We start from the raw sequence: 14,611 nt of genomic DNA, 5'->3' as shown, positions 1-14,611 counted from the left end.
GGTCCCAGATTATTATTAGGCTTTTCTTTACCATTGCTTCTATCTATATTTGTATTTATTAAAGCCAATAAAATAAATGTAAGTCCATTTCTATTACTAAGCATTGCATTAGTATCATCATTGCTACACACAATAACATGTATAATATATGGTTTCTAAAAATTATATTAAACTAATTTTTTTTGAGAAATTCACTCCTGACTTCCCCTTCAGTTTATCATAAATCCCTATAAAACTCCCTCTATCTCTTACCTAAAGGGATAGCTGTACTTGATGATGAAATACAGAACTTGAATAAAGCGGTTCTGTTTTAAGAAAAAATAACTTTATGTACATCTGATTAAAAATAACTTTAGAAAATTTCTTCAACTTTTTCCTATCTTTAAACCACGATTATTCTATTAAAGTCCGGCACAAAAAAAACACTAAAACTCATACCATTGAAAACAAAATTATTATTCTTTTCATTTTTGTGCTCATTGCTAGCCCATGCACAAACACTTCAGTTTAAAACTCTCGCCAATATGTCTGTAGGCAGAGGCGCCATAACCAGTGTCATTGTGGATAATAACATCTATGTGAGCAATGGATACCAGGAAAGCGGAGGCAACGCCAATTATATCGAAAAATATAATATTACCGATAATAAGTGGAGTATTCTCAATGCTACGCTGAGCCCCAAAAAATTTGCTAATTCAGAGACTTACGATAATAAGATTTACATTTTTAACGGTTGGGGAAACAGCCATCTTGAAATTGTAGACCTTGCCACCCACAAGGTAACGAAAGGAGCTGTTAACCGTTCTTATACAGGAAATGCAGGCTCTGCTATTCATAATGGTAAAATATATGTGTTCGGCGGCAGCGGACTCAACGGGGCTGCAACTACTGTATTTTCTAACAGATTCCAATATTATGATATTGCTTCAGATACATGGCATCCATTACCCGATATGCCCACAGCCAGAGAAGCCAAGGGCAAAATTGTGAATGATAAATTGTATGTCATTGGCGGCTTTAACGGTACATCATCCCGTCTGATCAATGTTTTCGACCTCAACACTAATCTCTGGACTAATCAATATACGATGCCTGCAGGGATATCCGGACATTCATTAGCGGTATCCGGTGATAAGATTTTTATTGCAGGGGGTTATAATAATCAAACTTTTCTGGCCTATTTTGATACGACAACCAATAAGGTATATCAGATGTCATCCAATATGATTCCCAGAAGACATGCTGCAGCGGAAGTGTATAACAATAAACTATACATCATCGGTGGAAGTACAACGTCTGCAACCAAATCAGCTATTAAAAGCATCCAGGTGGCAGATATTAGCGACAGTACACTTACAAATACAACCAGTGAGAACCGTAAATTGGAAACAAAAGTTCATACCAATGCATCCAAAGATGGTTTTATCATCAGCAATAAAAACAACAGCAATCAGTTTGAATATACGGTTTACTCCACAAATGGAGAGGTTATCAGCAGAGGGTTTGCCTATTATAACAAAACGATAGATCTGTCCAGAGTAAAGCCTGGAAATTATATTTTTAGTTTTAAAGATGAGAAAGGGGTTTTACAGCAGATTAAAATTTTCAGGTAACTTTACCAATATTTATTTTATAAGTAACCAATAAGCTCCAATTGTAAAATAATGAGAAAATATATTATTTCAGGTATTTTAGTTTTAATTTTTCAGGCATTCTCTGCACAGATAAACACTGATCTTATTAAAAAGAATGTCACCGAAAATCCAAAGGAAAATTTTCACAAACTTTTAGACGTATTCAAAGTAAATCCTTCTGAATTGACTCAGGCGCAGTTGAATCAATTGTATTATGGAAGTAAATTCATAAAAATTGATTACACCATTGGGAATTATAACAGTGAATCCGGAACATTCTGGAAACCTGCTCAAAAAAAACTGTCAAAGAGTAAAGCAGAAAGAATGGTTACTGAAGCCGAATCAAAATATGCTATCAATCCCCTTAATAAAGATTTACTGGATGATATGATGAATATTTATCGTGCACTTGATAATAATGAAAAAAAGGAATTGTGTTCCAAACAAAAGGATTTAATCATTCAAACGATAGAAAAAAGTGGCGATGGGAAAAGCGAAGAGACCGCAATTTGTGTTTTAACCCCTGGAGAAGTTCTACAACAACTTGAAAAACTGGCTACTTCAGGACCGAGAGATGAATTTAGTCAAAAAATGAAACAACTTCCAGATGGCAGTATACTGACAATTTATAAAATCGGAGACAGAGAGGTATTTGTGAAATTAGTGGGTGGATATTTTTTCTAAAAAAACAATTGGTAATCAAGCACAAAAAAACACTATGATTAAAATGAATTTAAATTTTAGTCCGATTAAAATTGAGGAGGCAGTCAGGCAAAACTCAAAGAAAAGTTCTATGATATTAGATTTAGCAAATACCGCTTCATTGACGAGTGATGGAAAATTATTCTATGGCAGAGAGTTTAAAAACAGAATTGAAGTGACAAGAATAAAAACACCTTTCTTAACAATTCTTCCGACCTTAATTATTGTTTTTAAAAAGAATAATCTTCAGAATCCCAGATTGAGATTAAGCTTTTTTGGATATATCTGGTTCTCAATTCTTCTGCTATTATTTTTACTCTCTATCATAAAAAAAATTATTGAGCCTGATTTCCAGGGAGATATTGCACTTGTTATACTTTCAGTACTATTTTTTTACTCGCTATTCGCAATAGAGTTCTATTTCACAAGAAAAACTTTTAACAGACTTAAACTAAGAATCAGAGATTAGATTTTCACCATTACTTTACTGGACAATAGTCACAGCGGAAAGTTATTTAAAATTTCTGATGCCATTAAAGCCATTTTGAAAAACGGGAAAAATAGTTCCCTAAAAAAGTAAGTGAAATTTATCGTTAATCATAAAGCCATACTTTCACAATCTATTTTTTAGCCTAATTTTACAAAAAATAACACTCAATATGAAAATTGAATTAAAAGCAATACTTTCAATCGAACACGAAGAGTTTCCTCGAATTCTTGAAATCGATATTGATGAAAATTCATCATCAATTGGAGAACTTATCTCTAAGATCCATGAAGTGACAAAAATCCCGACCCATATAGAACTAAAATGGGATGATCAAATTGAAAATATATCCTGCATGCATTATGTTATAGAAAATAAAGAATATGTAGAATATGTTATGATTACGGATTTAGAAGAAAAAATCTACAATTTCCCTAAACACGGTCAAGATGGATCATTATTCATATTTATAGATGGAAACACAAGACTTGTTAATTAATTATAACTGGAAACAGGTTCTCAATCACAAGAAAATAACAGAAGATTTACAGCTGGGAAATTCTTTGGTAATTATAAAAGGGTTTCCACCAAGTGATGATGAACTACAATCATTTATAAGTCGTTTAGGAATGGTACTAAATGAAAAACGGAATAATAATGGCAAAGCGGTTTTTGATGTAAAAATAGCCCGCCGGAATCATTTTTTCACATCTATTGCCAATTCAAATTTAATTTTCCCGCTACATACAGACTGTGCTGATTTTGATATCATTCCCAATACCATTGGGTTGCTATGTGTAGAACCTGCGGACGAAGATGAAGGTACTAATCATTTCATGTTCCTGAATAGCCTGTTAAAACATTTGTCAGAAGATGAAAAACAGAAACTTTTGAATAAAAAATGGAAATTCAGGAACCAGGAAAGAAGTATTTTAGAAATAGAAAATGGAAATTATAAAATCTGTTACGACAGAATTACCATGGAGTCTTTTTCACAGCTTGCTAAAACTGAAATTGAAGAACTTATCCATCTTGATAAACTATTCAAAAGCCTTTCTTTCAGCATCAAATTAGAAAAAGGAGATTTAATTTTATTTAGGAATGATCTCATGTTACATGGAAGAAACTCCATTGATATCAATTCTAACAGATTAATTAAAAGAATAAGATTTACAATCAATCAGGTCTAAATTTCCGGATTCCATTGGAGCAAAAGAAACTTATAAAAAGGTAAAAGAAGTTGTGAAAAAAGGAGGTTCAGCAATTTTACTCGATGGATATGATGATATGAAAAACCAATGTACGAAATACATTGAGCTGCAATGGACAAAAGCATAACCTCATTTAATAAAACATATGAAAAAAGCATTTGAATTTCTTACCCATTTAAAAGAAAATAACAACCGTGAATGGTTTGCGAAACACAAGCCTGAATACGAAGCCATTATAAAAGAAAACAAAGTTCTTTTTACACAGATCTATAATGAACTTCAGGAACATGATCAGCTCAAAGGAATTCATATTTTCAGGATTTACAATGATGTTCGTTTTTCCAAAGACAAGACACCATATAAAACCAATTTCGGAGTTGGATATTCCCGTTCAAAACCTATGCTGAGAGGTGGATATTATATTCAGCTGGAACCGGGCAACAGTTTTGTAGGAGGTGGATTTTGGGGTCCTGAGGCCAAAGATTTACTTCGCATTCGTAAAGAATTTGAAATCAGCACTACAGAAATTGAAAAAATTATCTCGGACAAAACTTTTATAAAGTATTTTGGAGAACTTCAAGGAGATTCTGTAAAAACAGCACCTCGGGGGTTTGATAAAAATCATCCGGCAATAGATTTAATCAGAAGAAAACAGTTTCTCGTAATGCGAAAGTTCACTGATCAGGAAGTTTTATCTGACGGTTTTCAAAAAGAAGCGATTCTAACCTTGCTTGCGATGCGTCCTTTTTTTGATTATATGAGTGAAATTCTTACCACGGATATGAATGGAGAACCTTTGTTTTAAAATCGGAACCCAATGATATCAAAAAAGCTAAACAGAACTTTTGGATGTTATTCAAACTTTACACTTTATAAAGCAAAACAATAGATAGACATCAGCATAACTATATATGAATTCTACTGCATAATATGTAGATTTGGATACTGCAAATAATATGAAAAACACATTTAGATATTTATTTACGTTTCTTTTAGTTTCGTTTCAATCGTTAAACGCACAATCTAAGGTTGAAAGTTTTTATAACTATGATTTTCAAAAGATATCAAAAGAAAAATTTGACAGTATTGCCGACCTAAGGGGGTACAGCTATAACCAATTTGAAACAGAAGATCAAATTGCTAATATTTTGTATCAACCAACAACAAAAGGAAAGCTAAACTCTGAAGAATATGATTCTTTAAAAAAGATGTTAAGTAAAATTGCCCCTTTAAAAAACGAATTCATTATCATTATATACTATCCCGGAAAAGATAAATGCAATAAACAAAATGCTAGATCAGGATGGAATATTTTTGACAGAGATTTTAAAGAAGAAGTTAATAGACTGTCTATCAATAATGTCTTTTGGATTTATAAAAATAATGAAGATTTAAAATACTATTATCCCAGAACAAGCAAGTGGCAAAAAGATGAAAATGCTGTGATTGAAAAACTTTTTTTCAAAATGCACTACCCATGTTTCAGCTCTACAACTATTGATAAAAATGGCAATTATATTTCTAAATTAGGCGAATTTGGGAAGCAACACGTTATTCAAAATATAAAAGAGTTGAATAATAATATTCATTGATTTTAATCAATCCTATAGAAAAATCAACGAGCAAAAAAAAGAAATTTCATGACTCAATCAACAAAATAACCAGTACAAAATAATTATTTACATTGCTACTTTTATGATGATCATGCTATTGATAACTTTAATCATTTCATACAGAAAATCCAAAAGCTGATTATTATAAATCTTGCTTAATAAATGATCGCAAAGCAATATATTTCTTTTGAAATTATCTATCTTTCCTCTCATTTTACAAGATAAAAACCTAAATCATCAATTATTAAACATGAAAAAAGTAATATTAGATTTGGCCACTACTTTAGACGGATTTATTGAAGGACCCAACGGAGAAACCGATTGGTGTATCATGGATGATGATATGGATTTTGATGGCTTTCTTTCAGGGATAGACACTATTTTTTACGGAAGAGTAAGCTATGATTCCTGGGGAAATTATCAGCCCGAAGAAAATGCAAGTCCGGAAGAACAAAGACTTTGGGAATCGGTTCATTCAAAAAACAAATTTGTTTTTTCCAGCCAAAACAGGGAAAATGAGAATGCTGTTTTTATCAGTTCTGACATTGTGGATAAAGTTTCAGAAATAAAAAATCAGGGAGGAAAGGACATTTGGCTGTATGGAGGTGCAAGTCTTATTAAAACGTTTATTCAGCACAATCTTATTGACACCTATAGAATATCCGTACATCCGATTGCTCTGGGAAAAGGGAAGCCTCTTTTTGAAGATTTAAAAGAAAGATTACATCTAAAACTTATCAAAACCAATGTCTTCAAATCCGGTGTCGTACAGCTTATTTATGAAGCTTAAACTAAAAATCTAGAAGATATGAATGTCCAGCTCAGTACCATTATTTTGTATGTAAAAGATGTACAGTTACTCAAAATTTTCTATGTGGAAAACTTTAATCTGAAAGTAATTGAAGAAGATCCTGTATGGGCTTTACTTGATGCTGGAAGAATTCATATTGGTTTACACAAAATCGGAGATCAGTATCTTGAAGAAATAGAGGCAGATCATACTTTTGATAACAATACCAAAATTGTTTTTGATATCGACATGGATATAGAAGCTGCAAAAAATGATCTAGTGTCAAAAAAAGTCCATATGAGGGACATCAAAACTTTTCAAGACTACCCTTTCTGGCTTTGTGACGGAACCGATCCTGAAGGAAATGTATTTCAGCTAAGAAGCAAAAAGTAAGTAATATTCTCCATGAAAAAGATAATTGCAGCCACCAGTCTGGTTTTAGTTCTGACCCTTTATAATTATCCTATTTTTGATGACAAAAAAATTACATTTGCCATTATTTTTCTGTGTTTTGTAGTTCTCGTATTTTCAATAGCTAAGCTCTATTTTCCCGACGAAAAAGACTATGAGTCATTTGAAAAAGAAATGGACAGCTTGCATGATTTCGATGGAATTTTTCAATATACAAATACTGGATTTTACTTCAAACAAAATAATAGAAAGGAATTTATAAAATGGGATGAAGTCATTTCAGTGTATTCATTTACTATTCCTTCTAAGTTTGATAAATGGCAATCCGGGCTGGAAATTATTATCCATGAAAAAAGTTATGAATTTGATTATAAAGTAACCCCTGGAATCGTAAAATTAAAAGATCAGCTTTCAGAGAATCTTCCAACCTGGGAACTGGATTCGCCAACGGTTAGGATGAACAATTTTGGGCTTGAGAAGACCTTGTTGTTTGAAAGGAAAACTATATAATTAATACTTTTATGCATGCCAGTCACTATTAAAATAAAGAACAAAACCAATTGGGCAGTAGCTATTATAATGGGTTTAGGTTTATTGGTGCTCTCTTTTATTATTCTGATCATTATTCCTCTTATTAGTCTTCAGGCAGAAGGGTTTTATACTATTTTAAGCTATCTTTTGTTTGCCACTCCTTTTGCAGCTTTTTTTATATTATTCTTATATTTCTGGCTATGGAATACTTTTGGAAAAACAATTCTCAATATTGAACATGAACAAATAACAGTTCGATATAAAAACAAACTGTTTACAAAACCTAAAGTTTATCTGAAAAAAGAAATTGATCAGGTTCAGATAAAAGATTTTCAGATAGAAAAATATAAGTTTGGAACCCGCTATCATTTTTCTCTGAGTGGCTCAACCTATTCTGTTGTTCTTATACAAAACGGCAATGAAACAAGAATTGTAAACTGGATCACCGAAACCAAAGCCAGTGAAATAGTAGATGAAATAAAAAAAATAGGGTCTTAAAATGAAAAAAACTGATCAGTTAAAGCACCGAATTTGTATCTCAAAGATAAAAAGAAGTACCATCAAGCCTTACAACGTATTTCAATTTACAAAGTTTTATGAAGACAATCTCTCTTTTTTTGATGTGTATCCTGGCATCTCAGTCCAATTAAATAAAGAAGAACTTTTGATCTGTTCTACTATTATCGACTCTGACAATTATAGTATTCTGACAACTCAGAAACTAATCACATCAGAAAACGGAGTTTTAGAATCCGGAACCATTATATATGCAAAAAACAGATCGTATGGAAACTTTAAAGAGTATGGAAACGAGAAGCTTACTTTCGGAAATATTATTCTGGAAAATGGAAAAATCGTTAAATATTTTATTGAAACAGGGAAAGCGTCTATGATTATGATCAATGGTATTAAGACTTTAATTCAAATTACATAAAAAACACTTTCTACTCTCCATCAATTATTTTTTTTAAATCCATGTAATATTATCACACCCAAAAGTGTCTTATTTAAAAAAAATTACATGAGATCTATTTTAATCTGTATCGTGGTATTGCTTTCGGTACATCCTCTTTTTTCACAGAAATCTAAAAAACTGGAACAGTTATTCTCTACGTATGAAAAAGCCGGTTTGTTTAGCGGTTCTGTTTTGATTGCTGAAAAAGGAAACATTATTTTTGAAAAAAGTTACGGCTATAGAAATGCTCCTAAAAAAGAGAAAAATACCAATAACAGCCTTTATCGTGTTTTCTCTACGACAAAAATGTTTACTGCAACCGTTATTTTTCAGCTGGAAGAACAGGGTAAACTATCCCTGAATGACAAATTATCCAAATACTATCCTGACTTTCCGAAGGGTGACAGCATTACCATTGCCCATCTGCTTTCCCACACTTCAGGAATTCCCAATGATACAAATTCTGAGTATACTGTAGATGAAGCAACATTTCTAAAATATATCTCAGCAAAACCTTTGAATTTTTCCCCTGGCAAAGATTGGGATTACTCCAATTCCGGATATTATATTCTAAGTTATATTATAAAGAAAGTTACAGGTCTGAATTATGATGAAGTCATTAAAAATAATATTCTGAAGCCTCTGAAAATGGATCACAGCGGATTTCATTTTAATGATGTGACCGATAAAAACAAAGCATTTGGATATGAATTTGTATCTGATAAAAGATCCAACGAAGCATTACGTTTCAGGACCGACCATCCTTTCGGAGCCGGGGCTATGTATTCTACGGTGGAGGATCTTTTTAAATTTAATGAAGCTTTAAAGAATTACACTATTCTGAAAAAAGAAACGATAGACAAAGCTTTTACTCCTTATCTTAAGGATCATTATGGTTTAGGTTTCCAGATTTCAAATGATTCTGACAAAAAAAGAGTGGGTCACGATGGAGGCGGACCTGGTTACAGAAGCAGATATTACAGAGTTCTGGATGATGATATTTGTGTGATTGTAATTTCAAATTCTGAACTTTCGCATTCCGATTTTATTATTCCTCAGGTAGAAAAAATACTGTACAATAAACCTTATAGCATTCCAGCTATTGCAAAAGTGAGTACAGAAGATCTAAACAAGCTGGAAGGTGTTTATTCTTCAGAAAAATCAAATTTTTATATAAAAAGTATTGATGGAAAGCTTATTTTCAAAGAAGGCGGCTATCCAAGAAATGCTTTATTACCGAAAAGCAAAACATCATTTCAATTGGATGAAAAATTCTCCTGCACTTTCCAACCAGATAAAAATGGAAAAATAGATACTGTTGTGATTCATTTCTGGGACGGAACTGTAAAAACAGCCAAAAGAAATACCAATACTATTACCTGGGGAATCATTGGAAATGCCACTCCGAACGGCTGGGATGGAAAAGATATTCCGCTGCAGACAGATCCTAAAAATCCAAATATTTATTTTCTGAAAAACTATACATTGAAAAAAGGCAATCTGAAATTCAGGTTTAATAATGACTGGGGATACAGTCTTGGACTGAATAATGATAATAAAAGTATTGCTTTTGATGCCTACGACTTTCCTATCAATGAAGATGGAGTTTATGATATTATTCTCGACATGACTAATATTGTACAACCGCAATACAGCATTAAAAAATCAAATCCATAAATAGAAGTTCACAAAGTAAAAAATACATATTTTAAAACCGTTTTGTTTTCAGAACGGTTTTTATTTTTAATATACATTAATATTTTTTATTATTTTTAACTTACACAAAATCAAAACACAAAATATAATCTATGCCTCATTTTATTATAGATTGTTCGCAGGATATTCTTCAGCAGAGACTGCCTGATGAATTAATGGAAGCCGTTTATGACGTGGCTAATGCAACAGGTCTGTTTGCCCCCAATGATATCAAAGTAAGGCTTCAGCCCTATCAATATTACAAATTAGGTGCAGACAAGAAAAATTTTTTGCATGTGTTTGGATATATTATGGAAGGACGCACTACCGAACAGAAAGCTGAGCTTTCCAGACAGATCAGTACCCAACTTTCAGAATTACTGCCGGACATTTCCTTTCTTTCTGTGAACATCAATGATTTCGAAGCGGCAACATACAGTAACAAAGCACTCATCAATCCTGAAAATACAGGTAAAGACCGGCATTTCGGATTATAATTTTCTTATGACACCAACTAAATACTAATATTATGAGCTTAAAAGCATTAGTCAACAAAACCGTACAGTACAACAACTGGGTAGTCAACAAATATATTGACTGGTTATCCACAAAGTCTGACGAACAGTTGAATCAGGAAACCATTTCAAGTTTTCCAACTATTTTAAAAACATTACATCACATCTGGCAAACTCAGGAATACTGGTGGAGCCACATTTCTGAAAAGAATGATTTTGATTTTACTAAAACTACAGAAACCACCAGTAAAGAAGATGTTTTCAATGCAATAAGAAACAATTCACAAATGCTGGTAGATTATGTAGAAAGCTTGTCTGAAGAAGATCTTGCAAAAAATGTAAAAATAGAATCCCAATGGTTCCAGTGTGACTTTTCTAAGTATGAATATATCCAGCATGCTATTATTCACGGAACCTATCACAGAGGACAAATCGTAACAATGGGAAGAAATATCGGAATCACCGATGCTCCTATGACGGATTTTAATTTCTGGAACATTTATAAAGATCAGCAATAAAAGTCCTATCTTTTCTATTACTTAAAAAGATAGTAATTTATAGTTTGACTCCATTATTATGACCACTAAAACCATAGAACTTGATTTATTTCAGGAGAACATCAAATACCTTTCAGCTGATGAGGTCGGAAATTTTATTGCCATAACCTCCAGAAACAGAATTATAATCTCTGAAACAGCAACACCATTGGAATTAGGAGTGGATATTTTAATGGCTAAAATAATTAATGATGAAAAAATTTTAATTGTACTTCATCGTCCAACCTCAATAGAAAATGCTTTAATCATTGACTATACAGGAAAGCCTTATGTACAATTTAATATTGGAACTTCAATTAATGACATTAAGATAAATGGCAAAAAGATAATAGTATCATATTTTGATGAAGGTGTTTTAAGAGGTGATAAACCTGACTGTGATGCATTGGCTGTATTCAATCATAAAGGAGAACAAGTTTTTGGTTTTAATTCGAGTAATATACAAGGACAGCTTATCGATTGCTATTGTGTTGCCAATTTAGGAAATGGAAAAATAGTTTTTAATGGTTACGGAAATTTTCTATTACAGGAGTTGGATGTAAACAATTTTAATCTTGTCAGCTATAAAACTCCACCTTTATGCATAGGTGCTCAGTCTGTATCTGCAAAGGCAGGCAATATTATATTTCATTCAACCTATAAAGACAAAACAAGTTTTTTTATTTGGAATCTTCAATCAGATGAACTCTGCCCAATAGATTCAGAATTTAAAAATCTGCAGTCTACCGAAAATGGAATATTCTACCAGGTCAACAAAAAGTCATTTACAATCATTAATCCATTAGAATTATAAATTTTGTGGATAAGTCTGAAAGAAAATTTCAGAATACCGGCCAACAATAAACTAAAGCACTGATTTTAAATAATCTAATTCAAAACATCTCAGTTATCCACATATTTAATTATTTGTGGATAACTTTTCATTTCCTAATTTCCCACTGTGGATAAACTATGGATAAGTTTTTAGATAATAAAACAAAATACTATAATCATCTATATTTCATTAAATTACAGCAACTATTCTTATTTGTGAATTTTCCACAATAGAAAATCTTGTGGATAAGTTTTGTGGATAATTTATCCACATTTTTACTTTGAATTCGTGTTAATCCACAATCTTAATTCTTATATGATCATAGTGATTTGTAAATTTGTTATTATACACTAATACCAAAATTTGAAATGGAAAACTACGCACTCTCATCAGACGGTCAGAAAATTCATTATAGAGAATCCGGAAACGGGAATCTTACCCTTATTTTTATTCACGGATGGCTCGGAAATACTGAATGGTGGGAAGTTCAGCAAAAATATTTAAACAGCCAGTATCACATTGTACTAATGGATCTTGCCGGACACGGAAAATCTGATTCTTCCAGACAGGAATGGACGAGCGAGCGATATGCAGATGATATTAAAGCAGTTGCTGATGCTGTTAATTCTCAGGAAATAATTCTTGTGGGACATTCAATGTCCGGAGCCTATGTTTTGGAAGCTTCTTTAAAAATTCCACAGGTAAAGGCTTTAATCCTTATTGATACCTTGAAAAACTTAGATGAATATTATACTGAAGAACAGACTGAAGAAGTTTTATCACTGTACAAAGCTGATTTTAAAAACACTGTAGAAAACATTTTACCACAATATCTGTTTTCTGAAAAAACACCTCCTGCTGTAAAAGAAAGGCTACAACACGAATTTCTTCAGAATGAACCTGAAATGGCCATGAACCTTCTCAGACCTTTATATAAAACTGATTTTAATACTATTGCAAAGCAAGTTCAAATACCCGTTATAGCCATCAATTCTGATGCTTCTCCTACTGATCTGGAAGCCAATCGTAAATATTTGAAAAACTATGATTATGTTACTATTGAGGGAGTCGGGCATTATCCTATGCTGGAAAAGCCGGATGAATTCAATATCATTTTAGATCATGTTCTGAAAAGACTGAGTTAAATTTATATTGTGAGAAAAGCAGCAACTAAAGACTACAATTACTATGGCTAAAGCAAATAAAACTACCGAAACAGATGTAAACGTAACCGATTTTATTAACTCATTTGTAGAAAAAGATGAAAAGAAAGAAGACAGCTTCCAACTAATCCAATTGATGAGCAAATGGACAGGGTTTGAGCCTAAAATGTGGGGACCAACCATTATAGGATTTGGCAGTTATCATTATAAATATGCGAGCGGACACGAAGGCGATATGCCCCTTATTGGATTTTCACCCCGTAAAGCAGAATTTTCTCTCTATATTTATTCGCCTACCGAGGAAAGTAAACACTTATTGGATGATTTTGGAAAATTTAAAATGGGAAAATCCTGCATTTACATTAAAAAACTTGCTGATATCAATATTGGTACCTTAGAAAAAATGTGCAAAGCAACAATTGCTTATTTAAATGAAAACCATGAATGTGCCTGTAAAGAAAAATAATGTAAGTGATTAGTCATAAATTTCTTCTCCAATTCAAAAAACTTCCCGAAATTAGCGGTCTGTGCGTTAAATACTATTCAATGAAATAAAAATTTAAATTACAACATACAGCAAAACTTAGTATAAGTTTTCTTCGGGGCAGGGTGCAATTCCCTACCGGCGGTTACAGTCCGCGACTCCTTTCTTTTGAAGGGACTGATCTGGTGAAATTCCGGAACCGACAGTTAAAGTCTGGATGGGAGAAGAAAATGAGATGACCAATAAGATTCCTTATGGACTCTTGTTGCGTTGTATTTCATTTCCATGTACCGAAGACTATTTTAACTTTTAAAAGTAAAATAACATGGAAAAATTATTAGAACAATTCGGAGCTAACTCCAAAGAACGTGTAGAAAAAGCACTTCAGACATTACAACAGGGAAAAGGTATTCTATTAGTAGATGATGAAAACCGCGAAAACGAAGGTGATATCATCTTTCCCGCTTCCACTATTACAGAACAGGACATGGCACTTCTTATCCGCGAATGCAGCGGTATTGTGTGTTTATGTATTTCTGAGGAAAAAAGCCGTCACCTCAACCTTCGTCCGATGGTGGAAGACAACAATTCAAAAAATCAAACCGCATTTACCATTTCTATTGAAGCCAGAGAAGGTGTAGAATCAGGGGTTTCTGCAAAAGATCGTGTGACGACTATCAGAACCGCTGTGGCATCAAATGCTCAGGCCGAACATATTGCAAGTCCCGGACATGTATTTCCTCTGATCGCAAGAAAGGATGGTGTCTTTGAAAGACGTGGTCATACTGAAGGCAGTGTAGATCTTGTAAAAATGGCCAATCTGGGAGACGATGCCGTACTTTGTGAACTGACTAATGAGGATGGTTCTATGGCAAGACTTCCAGAAATCGTAGACTTTGCTATCAAAAAAGGGATGAGTGTAGTAACTATTGAAGACATCTACGCTTACCGTAAAATGATTATGAGCAACTAAAATTTAGTTTTTTAACGTACAGAATCGCCGGCTGATTTTATCAGCCGGCGATTTCATTAAATATCTGGCTGAAAAC

General features: G+C 32.8%; 19 protein-coding genes and 1 riboswitch. All 19 genes read left to right on the top strand.

Annotated features, from left to right (window positions below; translation table 11 throughout):
• Window positions 1-440: 440 nt before the first annotated feature.
• Entirely contained in the window at window positions 441-1,613 is a 1,173-nt protein-coding gene (locus tag ACM6F9_RS02300) for a kelch repeat-containing protein (protein WP_414844223.1), read from the top strand.
• Window positions 1,614-1,664: 51 nt separating this feature from the next.
• The gene (locus ACM6F9_RS02295; RefSeq protein WP_414844222.1) at window positions 1,665-2,318 is read left to right on the top strand and encodes a DUF4919 domain-containing protein; all 654 of its coding nucleotides are present in this window, start codon (window positions 1,665-1,667) and stop codon (window positions 2,316-2,318) included.
• Between the two features lie 109 nt (window positions 2,319-2,427).
• Window positions 2,428-2,805: a hypothetical protein gene (locus ACM6F9_RS02290; protein ID WP_414844221.1), complete on the top strand. Its 378-nt coding sequence runs from the start codon at window positions 2,428-2,430 to the stop codon at window positions 2,803-2,805.
• Window positions 2,806-2,995: 190 nt separating this feature from the next.
• On the top strand, window positions 2,996-3,322 hold the full coding sequence (locus ACM6F9_RS02285; protein ID WP_414844220.1) for a hypothetical protein: 327 nt from the start codon (window positions 2,996-2,998) through the stop codon (window positions 3,320-3,322).
• Window positions 3,297-4,013 (top strand): TauD/TfdA family dioxygenase, encoded by a 717-nt coding sequence (locus ACM6F9_RS02280; RefSeq protein ID WP_414844219.1) that lies wholly within the window; start codon window positions 3,297-3,299, stop codon window positions 4,011-4,013. Before ACM6F9_RS02285 ends, ACM6F9_RS02280 begins: the two co-directional genes overlap by 26 nt.
• Window positions 4,014-4,179: 166 nt before the next feature.
• Window positions 4,180-4,839 carry a DUF2461 domain-containing protein gene (locus ACM6F9_RS02275; RefSeq protein ID WP_414844218.1) on the top strand — a complete coding sequence of 220 codons (660 nt, stop codon included), beginning with the start codon at window positions 4,180-4,182 and terminating at the stop codon, window positions 4,837-4,839.
• A 151-nt stretch (window positions 4,840-4,990) separates the two neighbouring features.
• Window positions 4,991-5,626, top strand: a complete 636-nt coding sequence (locus ACM6F9_RS02270) for a hypothetical protein (RefSeq protein WP_414844217.1) — start codon at window positions 4,991-4,993, stop codon at window positions 5,624-5,626.
• Window positions 5,627-5,897: 271 nt separating this feature from the next.
• Complete coding sequence (locus ACM6F9_RS02265; RefSeq protein ID WP_414844216.1) at window positions 5,898-6,437, top strand: dihydrofolate reductase family protein; 540 nt, start codon at window positions 5,898-5,900, stop codon at window positions 6,435-6,437.
• A gap of 18 nt (window positions 6,438-6,455) precedes the next feature.
• Window positions 6,456-6,830 carry a VOC family protein gene (locus ACM6F9_RS02260; protein ID WP_414844215.1) on the top strand — a complete coding sequence of 125 codons (375 nt, stop codon included), beginning with the start codon at window positions 6,456-6,458 and terminating at the stop codon, window positions 6,828-6,830.
• 12 nt (window positions 6,831-6,842) lie between these two features.
• Entirely contained in the window at window positions 6,843-7,358 is a 516-nt protein-coding gene (locus ACM6F9_RS02255) for a hypothetical protein (RefSeq protein WP_414844214.1), read from the top strand.
• Window positions 7,359-7,373: 15 nt separating this feature from the next.
• Entirely contained in the window at window positions 7,374-7,877 is a 504-nt protein-coding gene (locus ACM6F9_RS02250; RefSeq protein WP_414844213.1) for a hypothetical protein, read from the top strand.
• Window position 7,878: 1 nt separating this feature from the next.
• Window positions 7,879-8,313, top strand: a complete 435-nt coding sequence (locus ACM6F9_RS02245) for a hypothetical protein (RefSeq protein WP_414844212.1) — start codon at window positions 7,879-7,881, stop codon at window positions 8,311-8,313.
• Between the two features lie 87 nt (window positions 8,314-8,400).
• Window positions 8,401-10,011: a serine hydrolase gene (locus tag ACM6F9_RS02240; protein WP_414844211.1), complete on the top strand. Its 1,611-nt coding sequence runs from the start codon at window positions 8,401-8,403 to the stop codon at window positions 10,009-10,011.
• Between the two features lie 131 nt (window positions 10,012-10,142).
• Entirely contained in the window at window positions 10,143-10,526 is a 384-nt protein-coding gene (locus tag ACM6F9_RS02235) for a 5-carboxymethyl-2-hydroxymuconate Delta-isomerase (RefSeq protein ID WP_414844210.1), read from the top strand.
• 32 nt (window positions 10,527-10,558) lie between these two features.
• The gene (locus tag ACM6F9_RS02230) at window positions 10,559-11,062 is read left to right on the top strand and encodes a DinB family protein (protein ID WP_414844209.1); all 504 of its coding nucleotides are present in this window, start codon (window positions 10,559-10,561) and stop codon (window positions 11,060-11,062) included.
• A 58-nt stretch (window positions 11,063-11,120) separates the two neighbouring features.
• Window positions 11,121-11,894, top strand: coding sequence for a hypothetical protein (locus ACM6F9_RS02225; RefSeq protein ID WP_414844208.1), 774 nt, complete (start codon window positions 11,121-11,123; stop codon window positions 11,892-11,894).
• 389 nt (window positions 11,895-12,283) lie between these two features.
• Window positions 12,284-13,060, top strand: coding sequence for an alpha/beta fold hydrolase (locus ACM6F9_RS02220; RefSeq protein ID WP_414844207.1), 777 nt, complete (start codon window positions 12,284-12,286; stop codon window positions 13,058-13,060).
• 43 nt (window positions 13,061-13,103) lie between these two features.
• Window positions 13,104-13,544 (top strand): DUF1801 domain-containing protein, encoded by a 441-nt coding sequence (locus ACM6F9_RS02215; protein WP_414844206.1) that lies wholly within the window; start codon window positions 13,104-13,106, stop codon window positions 13,542-13,544.
• 125 nt (window positions 13,545-13,669) lie between these two features.
• Window positions 13,670-13,795, top strand: a riboswitch (FMN riboswitch).
• Window positions 13,796-13,887: 92 nt separating this feature from the next.
• Window positions 13,888-14,535, top strand: coding sequence for a 3,4-dihydroxy-2-butanone-4-phosphate synthase (gene ribB / locus ACM6F9_RS02210; RefSeq protein WP_414844205.1), 648 nt, complete (start codon window positions 13,888-13,890; stop codon window positions 14,533-14,535).
• The last annotated feature ends 76 nt before the right edge of the window (window positions 14,536-14,611 follow it).

Source organism: Chryseobacterium sp. IT-36CA2 (assembly GCF_949767875.1).
In the GTDB taxonomy this organism is placed as follows: Bacteria; Bacteroidota; Bacteroidia; order Flavobacteriales; family Weeksellaceae; genus Chryseobacterium.
Note: the sequence above shows the minus strand (reverse complement) of the source record. Positions and strands in the feature narration are given on the sequence as shown.

Bases quoted from the DNA above. Each gene is read 5' to 3' on its own strand.
- ACM6F9_RS02230 (WP_414844209.1), top strand. From the start codon at position 10,559: ATGAGCTTAAAAGCATTAGTCAACAAAACCGTACAGTACAACAACTGG.
- ACM6F9_RS02295 (WP_414844222.1), top strand. From the start codon at position 1,665: ATGAGAAAATATATTATTTCAGGTATTTTAGTTTTAATTTTTCAGGCA.
- ACM6F9_RS02235 (WP_414844210.1), top strand. From the start codon at position 10,143: ATGCCTCATTTTATTATAGATTGTTCGCAGGATATTCTTCAGCAGAGA.
- ACM6F9_RS02215 (WP_414844206.1), top strand. From the start codon at position 13,104: ATGGCTAAAGCAAATAAAACTACCGAAACAGATGTAAACGTAACCGAT.
- ACM6F9_RS02220 (WP_414844207.1), top strand. From the start codon at position 12,284: ATGGAAAACTACGCACTCTCATCAGACGGTCAGAAAATTCATTATAGA.
- ACM6F9_RS02225 (WP_414844208.1), top strand. From the start codon at position 11,121: ATGACCACTAAAACCATAGAACTTGATTTATTTCAGGAGAACATCAAA.
- ACM6F9_RS02245 (WP_414844212.1), top strand. From the start codon at position 7,879: ATGAAAAAAACTGATCAGTTAAAGCACCGAATTTGTATCTCAAAGATA.
- ACM6F9_RS02250 (WP_414844213.1), top strand. From the start codon at position 7,374: ATGCCAGTCACTATTAAAATAAAGAACAAAACCAATTGGGCAGTAGCT.
- ACM6F9_RS02255 (WP_414844214.1), top strand. From the start codon at position 6,843: ATGAAAAAGATAATTGCAGCCACCAGTCTGGTTTTAGTTCTGACCCTT.
- ACM6F9_RS02280 (WP_414844219.1), top strand. From the start codon at position 3,297: ATGGAAACACAAGACTTGTTAATTAATTATAACTGGAAACAGGTTCTC.
- ACM6F9_RS02260 (WP_414844215.1), top strand. From the start codon at position 6,456: ATGAATGTCCAGCTCAGTACCATTATTTTGTATGTAAAAGATGTACAG.
- ACM6F9_RS02270 (WP_414844217.1), top strand. From the start codon at position 4,991: ATGAAAAACACATTTAGATATTTATTTACGTTTCTTTTAGTTTCGTTT.
- ACM6F9_RS02240 (WP_414844211.1), top strand. From the start codon at position 8,401: ATGAGATCTATTTTAATCTGTATCGTGGTATTGCTTTCGGTACATCCT.
- ribB (WP_414844205.1), top strand. From the start codon at position 13,888: ATGGAAAAATTATTAGAACAATTCGGAGCTAACTCCAAAGAACGTGTA.
- ACM6F9_RS02285 (WP_414844220.1), top strand. From the start codon at position 2,996: ATGAAAATTGAATTAAAAGCAATACTTTCAATCGAACACGAAGAGTTT.
- ACM6F9_RS02275 (WP_414844218.1), top strand. From the start codon at position 4,180: ATGAAAAAAGCATTTGAATTTCTTACCCATTTAAAAGAAAATAACAAC.
- ACM6F9_RS02265 (WP_414844216.1), top strand. From the start codon at position 5,898: ATGAAAAAAGTAATATTAGATTTGGCCACTACTTTAGACGGATTTATT.
- ACM6F9_RS02290 (WP_414844221.1), top strand. From the start codon at position 2,428: ATGATATTAGATTTAGCAAATACCGCTTCATTGACGAGTGATGGAAAA.